Consider the following 17,776-nt stretch of genomic DNA (forward strand, 5'->3'; position numbering starts at 1 on the left):
CCGCATTCCTGTCTGGGGTTGCCGGGTCGGGGGCGGGCCCGCCTCCCCGGCCGGTCGTCCCGGCCGGGGAGGCGGCGCCGGGTCAGCCGGCGGCCGGCTTGAGGTGCAGCACCACGTCCAGCGCGTTGGGCTGGGTGGGCTGGAGCGCGCCGTACGGGTTCGCGTCGTCCGGCCAGCCGGTCCAGTTCTTCGTGCTGTACGCGCCGCCGATGTTGTCCGCGCCGACCGGGATCATCGGCACCTGCTCCACGAAGATCTTCTGGAGCGTGGCCAGGGCGGCGGTGCGGGTGGCGTCGTCGGTCGCGTTGGCGTACGAGACCAGCGCGTCGGTGGCCTCCTTGCTCTGGAACCGGCCGAAGTTGCCGGCCGGCGAGGCGGTGCCGATCGGCTTGAGCACCCGGCCGTCCATGATCGTCCGGTAGATGTCGTACGGCGTCGCGCCGCTCTCGGTCCACCGGAACGTGGCCTCGAAGTTGCCCTGCTCGACGTTGCGGAACCAGGCGTCCTGGTTGGCCTTGTCGATGGTCGCCGCGATGCCGATCTTGGACAGGTTGTCCTTCACGATCTCCAGGCTGGTCTGGTAGTCGGACCAACCGGCCGGGTCGGTCAGCTTGATCGTGACCGGCTTGCCGCTCTTGTCCTTCAGCGTGGTGCCGTCGAGCTTGTAGCCGGCGCCGGTGAGCAGCGCCTTGGCGCCCTCGACGTCGACCTTGTGCTCCTGGCCCTTGTACTCCGCCGCGATGAAGGAGTCGCCGGCCGGGCTGGGCAGGCCGGTCACGCTCTTCACCTCGGGGTGGAAGTACGCGGCCTCGGCGGTGGTGAAGATGTCCGCGCGGTCGACGACCATGTTCATCGCCTTGCGCAGCGTCGGGTCGTCGAACGGCTTCTTCGTGGTGTTCAGGTAGAGGCCGTGGATGCCGAGCACCGGCGGCGCCCACACCTTGTGGTTCTTCTGGTCCTTGGCCACGAACACGGCCTGGTAGTTGGGGATGAAGACGAAGCTCCACTCCGACTCGCCGTTGGCCAGCGCCGTGGTCTGCGCGCTGTTGTCGGTGTACGAGGTGAAGCGCAGCTCCTTCACCTTCGGCGCGTCCTGCCAGTAGCCGCTGTCGCGCACCGTGAGCGTCGTCGTCGCCGGGGTGAACGACTTCAACGTGTACGGCCCGCTGCCGACCGGCTGCTTCACCGGGTCGGTGGTCGGGTCGCTGATCTTCTCCCAGAGGTGCTTGGGCACGATCGGCACCCGCCACAGCACCTTCTGTTGGTTGACGAACTGCGGGCTGGACATGGAGATGGTGACCTCGTTGCCGCTCGCGGTCGCGTCCGTGTACGGCACGCCCTGGTCGTTGAGCGCCGGGAACTTCTTGACCAGGTTGTAGGTGAAGGCGACGTCCTCGGCCGTGACCTTCTGCCCGTCGGACCAGGTGGCGTTGTCGCGGACGGTCACCTTGACCGACTTGTAGTCCGCCGACCACTCGGCCTTGGTGGCCAGCCAGGGCTTGAACGGCTCGGCCGGCTTGACCGGGTTCCACATCATCAGCGGCTCGTAGATCTGCCAGCGGTAGCCCAGCGACGCGGCGGCCGAGGTGGTGAGGAACGGGTTGTTGTTCTCGGCCTGCGGACCGTTGGGCATGCCGACGTTGAGCACGGTCGCGGCCTGGCCGCTCTTCTTGTTCGCGTTCGGGCTGTCGCCGCACGCGGCGACCGTGGTGGTGACCATCGCGCCGGCCAGCGCGACGGCGAGGAGTTGCCGTCTTCTCATGGAGGTCTCCCTCGGTGGTCCCGCATTCCTCGGGCGGGATGTGGTGGATGGAGGGTGTGCGGTGGTGCCACCGGCGGGCGTGCGCCCGCCGGCGTGGTCGCCGGGGTCCGGCGGGGTGGGGTCAGGTGACGCGGGTGGAGGCGCGGGCGGCGAAGCCGGTCGGGATGACGGTCGGGGTGTCCGGCAGCGGCGTGCCGGTGAGGTGGGCGATGAGGAGCCGGGCGGCGGCGGCGCCCATCTCCCGCAGCGGCTGGTGCACCGAGCTGAGCGGGGGATGGGTGTGCCCGGCCAGCGGCAGGTCGTCGAAGCCGACCACCGCGACGTCCTGCGGGACGCGCCGGCCGGCGTCGCGCAGCGCCTGCAGCGCGCCGGCGGCGGAGAGGTCGTTGTGGGCGAAGACCGCGTCGAACGCCACCCCCCGGGCGAGCAGCCGCCGCACCGCCTCGCGTCCGCACTCGAAGGTGAAGTCGCCCTCCACCACCCGTTCCGGCCCGATCGGTACGCCGGCGGCGGCGTAGCCGTCGGCGAACCCGGCGAGCCGTTCCCGGGTGCAGCCGAAGCGGCGCAGGCCGGTGATGACCAGCGGTCGTCGGCGTCCGAGCGACAGCAGGTGCGCGGCGGCGGCCCGCGCGCCGTCCTCGTTGGTGGTCCGCACCGACGGGAAGCCGGGCTGGTGCCCGCGGTCGTCGATGAGGATGACCGGCAGGCCGCGCCGGTGCAGCTCGGTGATGTAGTCCAGGGTGCCCTCGGGCTCGACCACGAGCAGCCCGTCGAAGGACTTCGCGGAGACCTGCGAGGCGAAGCGCCGCATCGACTCGTCACCGCGGGTGCAGGTGAACAGCAGCATCCCGTAGCCCTCGGCCTCGACCGCCTCGGCCGCGCCCTGGAGCACCTCGCCCATCCAGGGCCAGGTCAGCGCGGGCACCAGCATGCCGACCACCCGGGTACGCCCGCGGGCCAGGCCGACCGCCCGGGCGCTCGGCACGTACCCGAGGTCGCTGATCACGGCCCGGACCCGGTCGGCGGTGCGGATGTGCACCTCGCCCTTGCCGTTGAGCACCCGGGAGACCGTCGTCTTGCTCACCCCGGCGCGGGTGGCGACGTCGGCGATGGTGATCGGCACGTGACGCTCCCGGGTCGCAGGGATGAGCGGGGTGTTTCGGAACCGGTTGCGGAAGCGGTTCCGTGGCAGTCAACCGAAGTGGCGCCGGTCACGTCAATAACAGCCAGGTAACAAACCATGGCTAAGTTCGACACCTGAAAAAAGTCGCCGGGCAGCGGATGTGTCGATCACGGCGATGAGCAGCGTCGATGCGCCTTCGGGCTCGATCCATCCGTCCTCTGTGGATGGACGTCAGGTTCGCGCGTACACGTCGCCGGAGTTGGCGTCGTGCGGCAACGCGCGCAGGTGTGCCGCCACCTCGGCCGCCGGGCGCCAGCCGGGCAGGTCGAAGGCCATCTCGTCACCGAGCGCCACGGTGAACCGGGTGAAACCGAGCGCGGTCAGCCGGTCCAGGCAGTCGGCGGCCAGGTCCCGCGCGATGGTCGTGAACTCGAACGACAGCGCCGGCACCGGACGGCTCAGGCCGGCCAGCACCGCGTCCTCGAACCCCTCCACGTCGATCTTCACGAACGCCGGCACCCCGTACGCCTCGACCAGCGCGTCCAGCGTGGTGCCGGCCACCTCGATCTCGTCGTCCCAGGTCTCGTCCCGCCACCCGGCGGCCTGGGCGGCGGCCCGGACGAAGCCGGGGGAGGCGGTGGAGACCGTCGGGTTCGCGGAGTTGACGTGCAGCCGTACCGGCCCGGTGGCGGCGCCGCACGCGGCCTGCACCACGGTCACCGCCGGATCGTCGGCGTGGAGGGCGCGCAGGGCACGGGCGCACAGCGGCTGCGGCTCCACCGCCACCACCCGCGCGCCGAGCCGGCGGAAGCTGCCCAGCCGGTCGCCGACGTGCGCGCCGACGTCGAAGACCAGGTCACCGGCGCGGACCAGGGGCGCGTAGAACGCGTCCAGCGCCGCGTCGCGGGCCGGGTCGCCGTGGTAGAACTCCAGCGACTGGCGCAGGCCCGACATCGTCGGATCCGCCTTGAGCGCCTCGACCACCCCGTCCCGACCCCCCACATCACCGACCGTAACCACCTCGCCGGGCTCGCGAGCCCGTTTCGGACTCACCCCAGCCTCCTAGGACGCTCTACGAGGTGTGTCGGCGTCGGCCGTGACGTCGGCCCGAACGGCAGCTCCTGCGGGCCTGGACGCCCCTCGCCCGGCCGGCTCGTCTCCTCACCACGTCCGTCTCCGCCCCGGAGCCTCTTGTGCGCGGACGATGTTGCGGCCGACCACGGTGCCGACTCCCGGTGGGTGACCACGGGAGGGGGAGCGGGACGGTACGCCGGACACCGCCTGTCGAGCTGATATCGCGAACGACTCACTGACCCGGCCCCGGCGGGTCGGACCACTCCCATTGCCGCGCTCCTGGGCTCGCCCTGACGCCCCTTCGCCCCGCCCCTGCGCGCGGACCGGCCGGGCGGGCGACCGGACGCGGGCCAGGCGCCGGACCGTGCGGCGACTGCTGGGCGTACCCGCCTGTGCCGCCCCGACGTGGCTGCGACCGGCGCGGGAGGTGTCGAGGGGCGGACCGGCCGCCGCCCGTCGGCTGAGTCGTTCGCGATATCAGCTCGACAGGCGGCGGGAAGGGGATCGGCCTGCGGTCTGGGTCAGGGCGTCTCGACGACCTCCTGGCCGAGCGGCCACAGCGCCGCCGGGACCAGCTTGAAGTTGGCCACCCCGAACGGGATGCCGATGACGGTCACGCAGAGCGCGACGCCGGCGAGGATGTGCGACAGGGCGAGCCACCAGCCGGCCAGCACCACCCAGAGCACGTTGGCCAGGCCGGAGGGGAGACCGGCGCCCGGCTTGGACACGAGGGTGCGGCCGAACGGCCACAGCGAGTACGAGGCGAGCCGCAGCGAGGCGACGCCGAACGGGATGGTGACGACGAGCGCGAAGCAGATCAGGGCGGCGACGCCGTAGCCCAGGGCCAGGACGAGGCCGCCGCCGAAGACGAGCCACAGCAGGTTCAGCAGGAAGCGGATCACGACCCCATGGTGCCCGCGGCCCGCAAGCCGCTCCGGGTCGGACCGCACCGGGCCGCGCGGCGCCGGTCCGCACCCGGCGGATCGACGGGCGAGGACCGGCGCCGCAGCGGTCAGCCCGACGTCACCAGCGCCGCCACCGCGTGCGTGGTGGCCGGATGCGCGGCGACCAGCGCCGACGCGGCGTCGGCCGGCGAGGCCTCGCCGGTGGGAGAGCGCCAGGGGGCGTCGCAGCCGAGCAGCGCGGCCACCGCGTCCACGACCTCCGGATGGGCGCCCAGCAGGCCGTGCACCGCGCCGGCCCCGACCACTGTCGTCGGCGCCTCCGTCGGCGCCTCCGTCGGCGCCTCCGTCGGCGTGGGCCCGGCGGACCACGGCGGTGTCCAGGCGTCCAACGCGGGCAGCGTGGCGGGGAAGGTGTGTTCCGCCTCGCGGACCAGCAGCGGCACCAGTTCGGCGCCGTGCTCGCGCAGCGTGGTGATCAGGGTGGGCAGCCAGGGCAGCAGCACCGGGTCGGGCAGGCCGGCGAACGCGGCCGACATGGTCTCCACGACGAACGGCGCCAGCCCGGGCACCGGTTCGAGCGCGTGCACGAAGCCCGACAGGTACTGCGGGAACGCCGGCACGACCAGCGGGTTGGCCAGCAGTTCGGCGCAGCCTTCACGCAGCTGGGCCAGCGGCAGCAGGCCGAGCTGATGGTGGGCGGCCCAGAGCAGCGCCACCTTGGCCGGCGTCTCCGGATGGGCCTGGGCGACGGCCAGTTCGAGCTGGGACCGGTCGCACCCGAGCGACAGGGCGAGGCTCTCCATGCCGAACAGGAAGCCGAGCATCGCGCCGACCTGCCGGACGCCGGTCGCCTCGTCGACGAACGCGGTGGGCAGCAGCGTGCAGTAGTGGGCGTATCCGGTGGTGACGAACGCCTGGCACCACGCCGGCAGCGCGGGCGCGGTGGTGCGGTGGTGGGCGAGCAACCGTCGGATGCGGCGCAGCACCTCGGGCGCGTCGTCCACGGTGCGTTCGGCGGCGAGCAGTTCGACCGCCCGGGTGCCGAGTTCGTCGACCAGGCGGGGGCTGTCGAGCAGGCGGATCGCGTCCTCGACGGCGGCGAGCGCGCCGGCCGCGGTGGCGTCCGGTCCACGGACCGCGCGCCGCAGCCGTTGCTCCAGCACCTGCTCGACGGTGACGCCCTCGTAGCCCAGCTCGATGAGGGCGCGTTGGTTGCGGCCGAGGGCGAGGTCCCAGCTCTCCTGGGTGGAGCGGTGGCCGAGGCGGCGCTCGCCCATGATCGGGCGGACGGCGTCGGCGGGCAGCAGGTGTCGCAGCATCCACAGCAGGTCGGAGCAGGGTTCCAGGGCCGGGTCGGCGCGCAGGTCGAGCAGGGCCCGCTGCACGGTGCGCCGTTCCAGGTCGAGGCCGAGTGGGCGGAGCCGGTCCAGGACGTCGCGGGCCAGGGGCGGGAGGGAGTCGTATCCGACCTGGCCGATCCGGTCGCCGCCGAGCAGGATCTCGCAGAGCCGGCGGACGTCGCGCCGGCCGGGCACCACGTCCTTCTCGATGCAGGTGACCGCGGCGTCGGCGAAGTCGTAGGGCGTCGGTCGGGCGCGGTTGCGCAGGTTGGCCAGCAGGATCGACGTCTCGAACACGGCGATCGCGTCGGCGGTGCTGGCGAGGTAGCCGTTGCGGCGGGCGAGCCGGACGATGTCGACGCACCAACCGCGCAGCTCCGCCTCGTCCAGCCCGTCGAGGGTGGGCGGGGCGGCGAGGAAGCCGGTGAGCCGGTCGGTGCTCGTCTCCGGCGCGGCGGTGGCGGGGGCGGTGCGGGCGCGCCGGCCCTTCTTCCCGGTCTGCTGCCCGGCCAGTCGGTACGGCGTGAGCCGGGTCCGGGCCACCGCGGTGGTCCAGTTCGCGGCGGCGATGGAAACGGTGCCCGGGGCGAGGCCGAACTGCGCCTCGATCGCCGAGTGGCTGGACGGGATGAGCCCGTAGCGCCAGCGGGTGCCGGTGCGGGGGCTGATCGCGAAGTCGGGCGCGGTGGAGTCGAGCCCGAACTGTTCGACGCGGCTCGCGGCGTGGAACGCGCCGCAGACGTAGAGACAGTCGGCCGGGTCGGCGCCGGTGGCGGCGAGGTGCTGGCGCATCCGCGTCCACATGTGCCGCTCGCGGTCCTCGTCGCGGTCGTCGCGGGCGGACGCGGTGGGGCGCAGCCGCCGGAACAGGCTGCCGATGAGCACCATCACCTGCCGGTAGGTGTCGTGGTCGGCGTCGGCGAGCGGTCGTTCGACGTACTGGTCCCACCACTCCGACCAGTGCCGCACCTTGCCGTGGTGCAGCAGGTGGGCCTCCAGTTCGGCGAACCGGGGGCGCAGGTCGCCGACCTCCACCCCGACCGCGTCGCCGTGCAGCGCGGCGTCCTCGTCGGGCGTCGCCGCCGCGTCGGGGCCGTCGGGGCGCGGGGTCCACTGGAAGACGTGGTCGGTGGAGCGGTCGACCAGCACCAGTTCCACGCCGGGGGTGTCCAGCGCGTACGCGATGGCCTGGTATTCCGCGGAGGCCTCGGTGATCGGGGCGATGACGCTCAGCGGGCTCCACTCGGCGGGGAAGGCGTCGAGTTCGGTGGCGAACGCCTGCACCGCCACCGGCAGGCGGCAGTTGCGCAGCTCGTCGAGGAGAGGGCGCAGGTCCTCGCAGAGCTCCAGGTAGATCACCTTCGGCGGGCGGGCGCGCAGGCGGCGGGCCATGGCGAGGGCGGAGGCGGGGGAGTGGTGGCAGACCGGGAAGATCTCCAGCCGCTCGCGCAGCGCCCGGTCGACGTCGTCGACCATGCCGGCGAGGATGCCGGCGAGCGCGTCGGGGGAGTCGGCGAAGGCGGCGGCCGCGTCGGTGAGCTGCTCGCGCAGCGCGCCGAACAGGCCGGTCGGGGCGGGCGCGGTCACGACAGCGAGGCGATGGCCTGGCGGCCGCCGTCGAGGAAACCGGCCCAGTCGCCGCCGTCGTCGGCCTTGGCCCGGGGTTCGACCACGCCGTGCAGGTATTTGTTGAGGATGGCCAGGTCCTCCGGGCTGCGGCGGGCCAGCGAGCCCATCAGCGACCCGGCGAGGGTCTGGGCGCGCAGGGTGCGGTCGCCGAAGAACTGGCTGTGCAGGATGGCGTCCTCGAGCACGCCGATCTGCTCGGCGGTGGACAGCGCCGACTCCAGCTTCTCGTCCTCGCTGCTCGCGGCGGTCGCGGCGGCGCGCAGGTCGGCGAAGCTCTGCAGCAGGATGTCGAGCAGCGTGGGCGGTACGTCCAGCTCGATGCGGTGCCGGCGCAGCAGTTCCTCGGTGCGGAAGCGGACGATCTCGGCCTCGCTGCGCTTGTTGGTGACGACCGGGATGCGGACGAAGTTGAACCGGCGCTTGAGGGCGGAGGAGAGGTCGTTGACGCCCCGGTCGCGGCTGTTGGCGGTGGCGATGATCGAGAAGCCGGGCTTGGCGAAGACGATGTTGTCGTGGTCCAGCTCGGGGATGGAGACGTACTTCTCGGACAGGATCGAGATGAGGGCGTCCTGGACGTCGCTGGTGGAGCGGGTCAGCTCCTCGAAGCGGCCGATCACGCCCTGCTCCATCGCCGTCATGATCGGCGAGGGGATCATCGACTCGCGGGACTGGCCGCGGGCGATGACCATGGACACGTTCCAGGAGTATTTGATGTGGTCCTCGGTGGTGCCGGCGGTGCCCTGCACGACCAGCGTGGAGTTGCGGCAGATGGCGGCGGAGAGCAGCTCGGCGAGCCAGCTCTTGCCGGTGCCGGGGTCGCCGACGAGCAGCAGGCCACGGTCGGAGGCGAGGGTGACGATGCTGCGTTCGACGAAGCTGCGGTCGCCGAACCACTTCTGCGGGATCTCCCGGTCGAGGCCGTCGGCGCGTTCGGAGCCGAGCACGAACAGGCGGACCATGCGCGGGCTCAGCCGCCAGGAGAACGGCTTCGGCCCGGTGTCGACCGATTCCAGGTAGGCCAGCTCGTCGGCGTACTTGACCTCGGCGGGGGCGCGGAGCATGTCGGACATCAGGGGTGCTCTCCTAGGTGAGGAAGTTCTTCAGCTCGGTGACGAGCTTGCGGATGTGGCCGGAGATGACGGGGGTGCCGAGGTCCTTGAAGCGCTGCCGGAACCAGGGGTTGACGCTCTGGTGGCCGGAGCTGTTGACGGAGCCGACCGGGATGAACTTCACCCCGGAGCGGTGGACCGCCTCGATGCCGTCGAACAGCGGTTGCGACCTGTCGAACTCGTAGAAGTCGGAGATCCACACCAGCACGGTGTTGCGCGGCTCGACGATCTTGGGGCGGGCCAGGGCCATGGCGACCGGGCCGTCGTTGCCGCCGCCGAGGTTGGTGCGCAGCAGCACCTCGAACGGGTCGTGCACCCAGGGGGTGAGGTCCAGCGCCCGGGTGTCGTACGCGATCAGGTGCACGTCGACCTTGGGCAGCCCGGCGAAGATGGAGGCGAGGATGGTGCAGTTGACCATGGAATCGACCATCGAGCCGGACTGGTCGACCACCACGACGAGCCGGGCCGGGGTGGTCCGCCGGGCGGTCTGCCGGTAGTAGAGCCGGTCGACGTAGAGGCGCTCGTCGTCCGGGCTCCAGTTGGTGAGGTTCTGCCAGATCGTGCGGTCCAGGTCGAGGTTGCGGAAGACCCGCTTGGGCGGCACCGACCGGTCGACCGTGCCGACGGTGGCCTGCGCGACCTGGGTGCGCAGCACCTCGGCGACCTGGTCGACGTAGCGGCGGATCAACGACTTGGCGTTGGCCAGCGCCACCCCCGACAGGTTCGACTTGTCGCGCAGCAGCTGCTCGATCAGCGACATGCTCGGGGTGAGCCGGGCGGCCAACGTCGGGTCGGCGAGCACCTCGCGCAGCCGCATCCGGCTGACCAGGTCGCCCTCGATGCCGGCGAGGGTGGCCCCGAGGCCGGCGCCGCCGCGACGCAGCTCGCCGGCGTCGACGCCGCAGGCCTGCTCGAACCAGCCGGCGTCGGCCTGCCAGCGGGCGAGCTGTCCGGCGCTGACCTCGCCGGAGCCGGTGGCGAACACGTTGAGCAGGAGCTTGGACACCAGCGCGGCGCGGCGTACCCCGGTCTCGCCGGGCTGGAACGGCCCGGCGGTGCCCGGGGTGTCGTCGTCGGTGAGCAGGCCGCGCAGCTCGTCGGCGAGCGCCGGGAAGCGCTGCACGACGGTGTCGACGGAGACGGCGGGGTCCAGCAGCGCGGCGGGCAGGCCGAGGTCGTCGACCACGGCGACGCTCGCCGACTCCAGGCCGGGTTGCTCGTCGGGGTGGAACAGGCGGGCGAGCAGCCGCCAGTAGAGCACCTGGCGGCGGTTGGCGTGGGCGCGGTCGTCGGTCATCGGCGCAGCAACCGTCCCGCGCGTTCGCGCAGCACGGCCACGGCGTCGCCCGCCCTGGCCTCGGCCTTCGCCGTCTTCGGGTCGGTGACGCCGCACGCCCAGTCGCCGTTGTGCGCCTCGACGGCCTGCCGTTTCACGGTGGCCCGCACCGCCAGGGGTTGCAGCAGCCAACGGCCGTCGTCCCAGCGCAGCAGCGCGAGGCAGGCGGTGGAGGCGGCGACCGACGCCGGGGTGAGCGGCCCGGCGGCCGGCAGCCGGTCGACGGCCACCGGGACCGCGCGGCCGTCGAGGTCGAAGAACAGGCCGCCGTCGTCGTCGCGGGCGGTGTAGCCCTCGACCAGCACCGGTTCGGCGATCGCGGCCGGGTGCCGGGTCAGCGGCGGGGTCGCGGCCGCGGTGGCGCCGGCCAGCAGCACCCGGGCGGCGGCGAACGGGTCGGTCGGGTCGGCGAGTTCGGCCCGCTCGTCGACCCAGCGCAGGTCGCCGCCGTGGGCGGGCAGGTCGGTGACGGTCACGGCCCGCCGCTCGGCCAGGGCCTTGAGCAGGACCGGGTACGCCTCGAGCAGCCGCCAGCCGGCCGACCCGACGATGGTGGCGACCTTCGCCGCGGCCACGGTGACCCGGACCAGGCGGACGTCGCCGCCGCCGGCCGGTTCGAGCAGGGCGTGCAGCTGCGCCTGGAACGCGGTGTCGTGCTCGTGCACGTCGACGCCGAGCGGCAGCAGGCGGCCGGAGACGGTGTCCGGGGCAGCGGCCTCGGTGGCACCCCCGGCGGCGAGCAGGACGGCCCGGGACCACAGGTCGGCCCACCGGCGGGCCGGCACCCGGGGCATGGCGGCCACCGGCAGGCCGGCGCGCAGTTCGGCGGCGAGGCCGTCCAGCAGCACCGCGAGCCGGCGCAGGCCCGGCACGGCGAGTGCGGCCTCCACCGGCGCGGCGGCGTCGGAGACCAGGTCGTGGTCGGCGCCGCGCCAGCCGGCGAGGGCCAGCTCGTGCAGCCAGGCCCGCGCCCCGGCGACGGCGGGCGGCGGATCCGGCGCGAGGTCGGGCGCGGCGGCCCAGGGGGCCCGGGAGCGGCCGAGCGCCGCGTCGACCCGGTCGAGCAGCGCGTCGTGCGCCGCGCCGAGCAACGCCGCGCGGGCGCCGGCGAGGACGGCCAGGTGCGCCTCGGTCGGCGCGCCGGTGGTCGCCGCGCGGACCGCGTCGGCGGTGCGGTCGGCCAGCGGGGTGCCGGCGACCGCGCCGGCCAACGCGGCCCAGGCGGCGGCGTCCGGCTCGCTCACCCGGGCCAGGCCGCGGGTCAGCGCGTCGTCGACGCCGTCGACCACGGCGAGCGTCTCGGCCAGCCCGGGGACCGGCCCGTCGGTGAGCCGGGCGAGGTGGGCGGCGAGCATCAGCGCACCCCCGCCGTGGCCGGGAACCAGTGCAGCTCCGGCACCGCCGTGGTGCTCGGCGGGACCTCCAGGTAGGCCAGGTGGCGCAGGAAGCGGCTGAACACCACCGCCGCCGGGCCGGGCTCGTGCCGCGCGTCGGTGCGGGCCAGCAGGTCGGTGCCGCTGTCGACGCCGTCGCCGACGTCGACGCGCAGGTAGCGGGCCACCTGCTCGATCCCGTACTGCAGCACGGCCTCGTCGGCCAGCGCGTGCAGGTGCTTGCAGAGCAGGCTGCCGCGCAGCCCGCCGCAGGGCCGGTTGTTGTTGGTGCTGCAGTTGACCGCGTGGCTGCCGGCGGCGACCGAGGAGACGTAGACCCGCTCCACGTCGGAACCGCTGGACACCACCCCCTGCAGCCGGCCGTCGGCCAGCTCCACGAAGGGCACCTTGGCCAGCTTGCGCGCCCGCGCCGGTGGCGCCACCCGCAGCACGCTGCGGTGCCGCCACGAGGCGTCCGTCGCCTCCGTCATCGTTTCCGACCTCCCCGCCGGCGACCGGCTCCGGGCACGCCGGACCGCCGTCGCCGGCCCGTGACCCGTGCCGCTGTGACGACAAGGATCATGGCCCACCGGTACGACAGGACGACGCCGGGCGCGACGGAGCGCCGGCCGGACTCCCGCCGTCGCCCGAACGACCGTTAAGCTTCGGCTGTGGGAACCGAGGAGCTGTACCCGGCCGGGCGACTGTCCGCGGCCCGGCGCGCCACCGCCGCGGCGGGCCTGGACGCGCTGCTGCTCACCCCCGGCTCCGACCTGCGCTGGCTGACCGGCTACGACGCCCGCGAGAGCGAGCGCCTCACCTGCCTGGTGCTGCCCGCCGAGGGGGAGCCCACGCTCGTGGTGCCGGTGCTGGAACGCCCCGACGCCGAGGCCGCCCCCGGGGCCGGCTTCCGCATCGTCGACCACGCCGACGGCGACGACCCGTGGCCGCTGGTCCGCGCCGCCCTGCCCGGCCCGGTACGCGCCGTCGGGATCGCCGACCGGATGTGGGCGCAGCAGGTGCTCGCCCTGCGCGCCGCGCTGCCCGACGCGACCCAGCGGCTCGCCTCCGAGGTGCTGCGCGAGCTGCGGATCCGCAAGTCGCCGGCCGAGGTGGCGGCGCTGGCCGAGGCGGGCGCGGCGATCGACGCCGTGCACCGGCGGATGGGGCAGTGGCTGCGCCCGGGCCGTACCGAGCGGGAGGTCGCCGCCGACGTCGCCGCCGCGATCCGCGCGGCCGGGCACGCCGCTGTGGACTTCGTCATCGTGGCCGCCGGCCCGCACGGTGCCAGCCCGCACCACGGCACCTCCGACCGGCCGATCGGCGCGGGTGAGCCGGTGGTGGTCGACATCGGCGGCACCATGCCCTCGGGCTACCGCTCCGACTGCACCCGCACCTACGTCGCCGGCGGTCCCGCGCCGGCCGGGTTCGCCGACCTCTACGCGGTGCTGCGGGAGGCGCAGCACGCCGCCGTGGCCGCCGTGCGCCCCGGGGTGACCGCCGAGGACCTCGACGCGGTCGCCCGTGACATGATCACCGCCGCCGGTTTCGGCGACGCCTTCCTGCACCGCACCGGGCACGGCATCGGCCTCGACACCCACGAGGACCCGTACGTGGTGACCGGCAACCCGCGCCCGCTGGAGGCCGGCATGGCCTTCTCGGTCGAACCCGGGATCTACCTCGCCGGGCGGTACGGCGCCCGGATCGAGGACATCGTCGTCTGCACGACGGACGGCGGGCAACGGCTCAACACCACCCCCACGGAGCTCATCGCGCTATGAACGTCGACCGGATCCTGCCCACCGACGAGGCCCACGACCTGCTGGACCTCGCCACCGAGCTCGCCGACCGGGAGCTGGCCCCGAGGGCCGCCGGTTTCGAGGAGCGCGCCGAGTTCCCCCGCGAGGTGCTGCGCACCCTGGGCCGCGCCGGCCTGCTCGGCCTGCCGTACGCGGAGGAGCACGGCGGCGCCGCCCAGCCCTACGAGGTCTACCTGCAGGTGCTGGAGATCCTCGCCAGCCGGTGGCTGGCCGTGGCCGAGGCGGTCAGCGTGCACACGCTGTCCTGCTACCCGGTGGCGCAGTTCGGCAGCGACGAGCAGCGCAAGCTGCTGCCCGACATGATCGGCGGGGAGCTGCTGGGGGCCTACTGCCTGTCCGAGCCGCAGGGTGGCTCGGACGCGGCGGCGCTGACCACCCGGGCGGTCCGCGACGGCGACGCGTACGTGGTGACCGGCACCAAGGCGTGGATCACGCACGCCCGGGTGGCGGACTTCTACAACATCTTCTGCCGCACCGGCGGGCCCGGCCCGAAGGGCATCTCCTGCCTGCTGGCCGACCGGGGCACGCCGGGCATCCACCCGCAGGCCGCCGAGCGCACCATGGGCCTGCACGCCTCCCCGGTGGCGCAGATCGCCTTCGACGACGCGCGGGTGCCCGCCGAGCGGCTGGTCGGTGGCGAGGGCGCCGGCTTCACCATCGCCATGTCCGCGCTGGACTCCGGTCGCCTCGGCATCGCCGCCTGTGCGGTGGGGCTGGCGCAGGCGGCCCTGGACTACGCGGTCGGGTACGCCCGGGAGCGCCGCCAGTTCGGCCGGGCGATCATCGACTTCCAGGGGCTCGGGTTCGGTCTGGCCGACGCCGCCACCCAGATCTCCGCCGCCCGGGCGCTCACGCTCGCGGCCGCGCGGCTGCGCGACGCCGGCCGGCCGTACTCGATCGAGGCGGCGAAGGCGAAGCTGTTCGCCACCGACGTGGCGATGCGGGTGACCACCGACGCGGTGCAGGTGCTCGGCGGCGCCGGCTACGTCGCCGACCACCCGGTGGAGCGCTACATGCGCGAGGCGAAGGTGCTCCAGATCGTCGAGGGCACCAACCAGATCCAGCGCCTGGTCATCTCCCGCGCCCTGGCCAAGGGCTAACCTGTCGCGGTGACCTTCCCCCGGATCACCGTTGACCCCGACGTCATGGGGGGTGCGCCCTGCGTGCGGCAGTCGCGCGTCCCCGTGGCCACCCTGCTGGCCATGATGGCCGAGGGCATGTCCGTCACCGACATCCTCACCGATCTGCCGTTCCTGGACGAGGAGGACATGGCGGAGGTGCTCAACTACGCCGCCGACGCGGTGCGCGACCGGACGGCGCGCTGAGCGTCACCCCGGCGGGCCGGGTGCGGCGTGGGAGCGCTTTTGCGGCTAGGCTGCGCCGCGTGGAGGAGATCGACCGCGCCATCGTCGCCGCGCTGACCGGGGACGGTCGGCTGTCGTACACGGACCTGGCCGAGCGGGTGGGCCTGTCGGTGTCCGCCGTGCACCAGCGGGTCCGCCGGCTGGAGCAGCGTGGCGTGGTCAAGGGGTACGCCGCACGGGTGTCGTTCGAGGCGCTCGACCTGCCGCTGACCGCGTTCGTGGCGATTCGGCCGTTCGACCCGTCGCAGCCCGACGACGCGCCGGAGCGGCTGGCCCACCTGCCCGAGATCGATTCCTGCTACTCGGTCGCGGGGGAGGACTTCTATCTCCTGCTGGTGCGCGTGGCCGGCCCGGCCGACCTGGAACGGCTGCTGCAGGAGATCCGCACCTCGGCCAACGTCACCACCCGCACCACCGTGGTGCTGTCCACGCCGTACGAGAACCGCCCGCCGCGGATCAGTGCCGAGCTGCCCGGTCGGGGTCGGTCCCGGTCGGCGACGGAGCCGGCAGGTTCCAGCGCCGGATGACCCGCCGGCCGTGCTCGTGGCCGAGCACGCTGAGCGTGGCCGTGTCGAGCCGCAGCAGTCCGCCGCCCGACGGGGGCAAGCCGATCCACCGCGCCCCGAGCACCCGCAGGCTGTGCCCGTGCCCGACCAGTGCGACGCTGCCCCGTTCCAGCAGCGGGGCGACCCGGGCGAGCACCCGGTCGAGTCGCGCGCCCACCTCGGCCGGTGACTCGCCGCCGGGGCCGCCGCCGTCGGTCCAGATGCTCCAGCCCGGCCGTTCCTCCCCGATGGCGTCGCTGGTGCGGCCCTCGTACTCGCCGTAGTTCCACTCGGCCAGGTCGGGGTCGGTGGCGTCGACGGTCAGCCCGGCCAGGTGGGCGGTGCGGGTGGCGCGCTGCCGGGGGCTGGACAGCACCCGGACGAAGCGCCGGCCGGCGAGCAGGGGAGCGAGCGCGCGGGCCTGCCGCTCACCGTCGGGGGTCAGCTCCAGGTCGGTGTACGAGGTGTGCCGGTGGCTGGCGCTCCACGTGGTCTCGCCGTGCCGGATCAGCAGCATCTCGTTCACCCGCCCAGTCAACCACGCCCGCCGGGCCGGCACCGGCAACCGTTCTGACCTATTGTCCTAGGACGCCTTAGGGGATGTGCACCGGTCAACGGCGTTTGTCGAGCCCGGCACCGGGGACGCGACAAGGGCAAGCCGCACGCTGACGAGGAGGGCGACATGAGCTTCACCGACAAGGCGAAGATGAAGGCCCAGGAGATGAGCGGCATGGCCAAGGAGCGCATCGGCGACGTCACCGACAACGAGCGGTTGCGGGCCGAGGGCGCCAGTGAGCAGAGCACCGCGCGGGCGCGTCAGGCCGGGCAGGACGTCAAGCAGGCCGGCCGCGACGTCAAGGACGCGTTCGAGAAGTGACCCGGACGCACGTCGCCCCCGCCGGCTGAGCCGGCGGGGGCGACGGTGTGCGTGCGACGGTCAGTCGTCGCGGTGGGCGTGCCACCACGACTGACCCGCCTCGGGCAGGGTGTCGATCGGGTCGTAGTACGCATAGCGCTTGTTGAGCGCCTCCAGGTCGGCGGACTCGATCGAGGTGCGGTAGTTCTTGGTCCAGTAGGAGATGCCGCGCTCACGGTCGTAGTCGGTGAGCATGTGCACCCAGCGCTTGCCGACGAACGGCACGTCACAGACGATCCGCGGGGTGGCGTAACCGGGCAGGTAGCCCATGATGTCGTGCTGGAGCTGCTGGGCGTGCCAGACCGGGACCCGCCAGTGCTCGGCGTTGGGGATCATGTCGCACATGTAGAAGTAGTACGGCAGGATGCCCGCCTCGCCCTGCAGCGCGAAGCACAGGTCGAGCAGGTCTTCGCTGGTGGCGTTGACGCCACGCATGAGCACGCCCTGGTTGCGCACGTCGCGGACGCCGACGTCGAGCGCGGTCTGCGCGGCCTTGGCGACCAGCGGGGTCAGCGACTGGGCGTGGTTGACGTGGGTGTGGATGGCCAGGTTGACGCCGCGGCGGGCGGCGGTGCGGGCGACCCGTTCCAGGCCCTCGACCACGTCGGGCTGGAGCCAGTGCTGCGGCAGGCCCATGAGCGCCTTGGTGGCCAGCCGGATGTCGCGGATGGTCTCGATCTCCAGCAGGCGCATCAGGTAGGACTCGAGGTTGCGCCACGGCACGTTGGCGACGTCGCCGCCGGAGACGACCACGTCCCGGACGCCGGGGTGGGCCTTGAGGTAGGTGATGTGCGCGTCGTAGCGGTCGACCGGTTTGAGGGTGAGCTTGAGCTTGTCGACGGCGGGGGTGGAGTTGCCGACGAGGTCCATGCGGGTGCAGTGGCCGCAGTACTGCGGGCAGGTGGAGAGCAGCTCGGCGAGGACCTTGGTGGGGTAGCGGTGGGTGAGTCCCTCGGCGACCCACATGTCGTGTTCGTGGAGGCTGTCGCGGCTGGCGTAGGGGTGTGAGGGCCAGTCGGTGCGCCGGTCGGAGGCGACCGGGATCATGTAGCGGCGGACCGGGTCGGCGAGCAGCGCCTCGGTGCTCATGGGCGCGAACGGCACCATGGTGTTGAGCATCTGCGGGGGCACCAGCATGGACATGGTGGCCAGGGCCTTCTGGTCGGCCTCCAGGTCGGCGTAGAAGGTCTCGTCGACGAGGTCGCCGAGGACGGTGCGCAGCTGCTTGATGTTCTTGACGCAGTTGACGCGCTGCCACTGGGCGCTCTCCCACTGGTCGCGGGTGACGTGGCGCCAGCCGGGGAAGCGGGTCCAGTCGGGTTCGACCAGGGGTGCGCGCCGGTATTCGTAGGGCTGTCCGGCGGTGGGGACGGCGACGGGCGCGGGGCGGGACGTCGGGATGGTCTCCACCGGTTGGGTCTGGGTCACGGCCCCTCCTCGTCGTGCGGTGCGGTTGATCAGCGGGTGCGAACGCTACTGG

General features: G+C 73.4%; 16 protein-coding genes. 5 read left to right on the top strand and 11 right to left on the bottom strand.

The genetic code is table 11. From position 1 onward, the window contains the following. Positions 1-82: 82 nt before the first annotated feature. From O7600_RS03470 to O7600_RS03510, 9 genes are all read right to left on the bottom strand, one after another. A complete protein-coding gene (locus O7600_RS03470) occupies positions 83-1,762 on the bottom strand; it encodes an ABC transporter substrate-binding protein (RefSeq protein WP_281592257.1) in 1,680 nt (559 codons plus the stop codon). Positions 1,763-1,883: 121 nt separating this feature from the next. Continuing rightward, entirely contained in the window at positions 1,884-2,885 is a 1,002-nt protein-coding gene (locus O7600_RS03475; protein WP_281592258.1) for a LacI family DNA-binding transcriptional regulator, read from the bottom strand. 231 nt (positions 2,886-3,116) lie between these two features. Continuing rightward, entirely contained in the window at positions 3,117-3,839 is a 723-nt protein-coding gene (locus O7600_RS03480) for an FkbM family methyltransferase (protein WP_281594059.1), read from the bottom strand. Positions 3,840-4,480: 641 nt separating this feature from the next. Next, positions 4,481-4,861 carry a YccF domain-containing protein gene (locus O7600_RS03485; RefSeq protein ID WP_174528943.1) on the bottom strand — a complete coding sequence of 127 codons (381 nt, stop codon included), beginning with the start codon at positions 4,859-4,861 and terminating at the stop codon, positions 4,481-4,483. A gap of 110 nt (positions 4,862-4,971) precedes the next feature. After that, on the bottom strand, positions 4,972-7,791 hold the full coding sequence (locus O7600_RS03490; protein WP_281592259.1) for a DUF5682 family protein: 2,820 nt from the start codon (positions 7,789-7,791) through the stop codon (positions 4,972-4,974). Continuing rightward, complete coding sequence (locus O7600_RS03495; protein ID WP_281592260.1) at positions 7,788-8,903, bottom strand: AAA family ATPase; 1,116 nt, start codon at positions 8,901-8,903, stop codon at positions 7,788-7,790. The genes O7600_RS03490 and O7600_RS03495 overlap by 4 nt, the downstream gene beginning before the upstream one ends. 13 nt (positions 8,904-8,916) lie before the next feature. Next, entirely contained in the window at positions 8,917-10,239 is a 1,323-nt protein-coding gene (locus O7600_RS03500) for a VWA domain-containing protein (RefSeq protein WP_281592261.1), read from the bottom strand. Continuing rightward, on the bottom strand, positions 10,236-11,633 hold the full coding sequence (locus O7600_RS03505) for a hypothetical protein (RefSeq protein WP_281592262.1): 1,398 nt from the start codon (positions 11,631-11,633) through the stop codon (positions 10,236-10,238). Before O7600_RS03505 ends, O7600_RS03500 begins: the two co-directional genes overlap by 4 nt. Continuing rightward, positions 11,633-12,103: a hypothetical protein gene (locus O7600_RS03510; RefSeq protein WP_281594060.1), complete on the bottom strand. Its 471-nt coding sequence runs from the start codon at positions 12,101-12,103 to the stop codon at positions 11,633-11,635. Before O7600_RS03510 ends, O7600_RS03505 begins: the two co-directional genes overlap by 1 nt. 219 nt (positions 12,104-12,322) lie before the next feature. Here O7600_RS03510 and O7600_RS03515 point away from each other — a divergent pair, with 219 nt between their 5' ends. Genes O7600_RS03515 through O7600_RS03530 form a run of 4 tightly spaced genes read left to right on the top strand, consistent with a single transcriptional unit; the run spans position 12,323 to position 15,362 of the window. Then, positions 12,323-13,432: a Xaa-Pro peptidase family protein gene (locus O7600_RS03515; RefSeq protein WP_281592263.1), complete on the top strand. Its 1,110-nt coding sequence runs from the start codon at positions 12,323-12,325 to the stop codon at positions 13,430-13,432. Then, on the top strand, positions 13,429-14,571 hold the full coding sequence (locus O7600_RS03520; protein ID WP_281592264.1) for an acyl-CoA dehydrogenase family protein: 1,143 nt from the start codon (positions 13,429-13,431) through the stop codon (positions 14,569-14,571). The genes O7600_RS03515 and O7600_RS03520 overlap by 4 nt, the downstream gene beginning before the upstream one ends. 9 nt (positions 14,572-14,580) lie before the next feature. Further along, positions 14,581-14,796 (top strand): DUF433 domain-containing protein, encoded by a 216-nt coding sequence (locus tag O7600_RS03525; RefSeq protein ID WP_091574488.1) that lies wholly within the window; start codon positions 14,581-14,583, stop codon positions 14,794-14,796. Between the two features lie 59 nt (positions 14,797-14,855). Continuing rightward, entirely contained in the window at positions 14,856-15,362 is a 507-nt protein-coding gene (locus tag O7600_RS03530) for an Lrp/AsnC family transcriptional regulator (RefSeq protein ID WP_281592265.1), read from the top strand. Here O7600_RS03530 and O7600_RS03535 read toward each other — a convergent pair. Then, positions 15,292-15,906 carry a histidine phosphatase family protein gene (locus O7600_RS03535; RefSeq protein WP_281592266.1) on the bottom strand — a complete coding sequence of 205 codons (615 nt, stop codon included), beginning with the start codon at positions 15,904-15,906 and terminating at the stop codon, positions 15,292-15,294. The two genes, O7600_RS03530 and O7600_RS03535, sit on opposite strands and share 71 nt — an antisense overlap. A gap of 156 nt (positions 15,907-16,062) precedes the next feature. Here O7600_RS03535 and O7600_RS03540 point away from each other — a divergent pair, with 156 nt between their 5' ends. Further along, entirely contained in the window at positions 16,063-16,257 is a 195-nt protein-coding gene (locus O7600_RS03540) for a CsbD family protein (protein ID WP_281592267.1), read from the top strand. Between the two features lie 60 nt (positions 16,258-16,317). Here O7600_RS03540 and O7600_RS03545 read toward each other — a convergent pair whose 3' ends face one another. Beyond that, positions 16,318-17,724 carry a lysine 2,3-aminomutase gene (locus O7600_RS03545; protein ID WP_281592268.1) on the bottom strand — a complete coding sequence of 469 codons (1,407 nt, stop codon included), beginning with the start codon at positions 17,722-17,724 and terminating at the stop codon, positions 16,318-16,320. Positions 17,725-17,776: the final 52 nt, after the last annotated feature.

The sequence above is a fragment of the Micromonospora sp. WMMA1998 genome, assembly GCF_027497375.1.
Lineage (GTDB): Bacteria > Actinomycetota > Actinomycetes > Mycobacteriales > Micromonosporaceae > Micromonospora > Micromonospora sediminicola.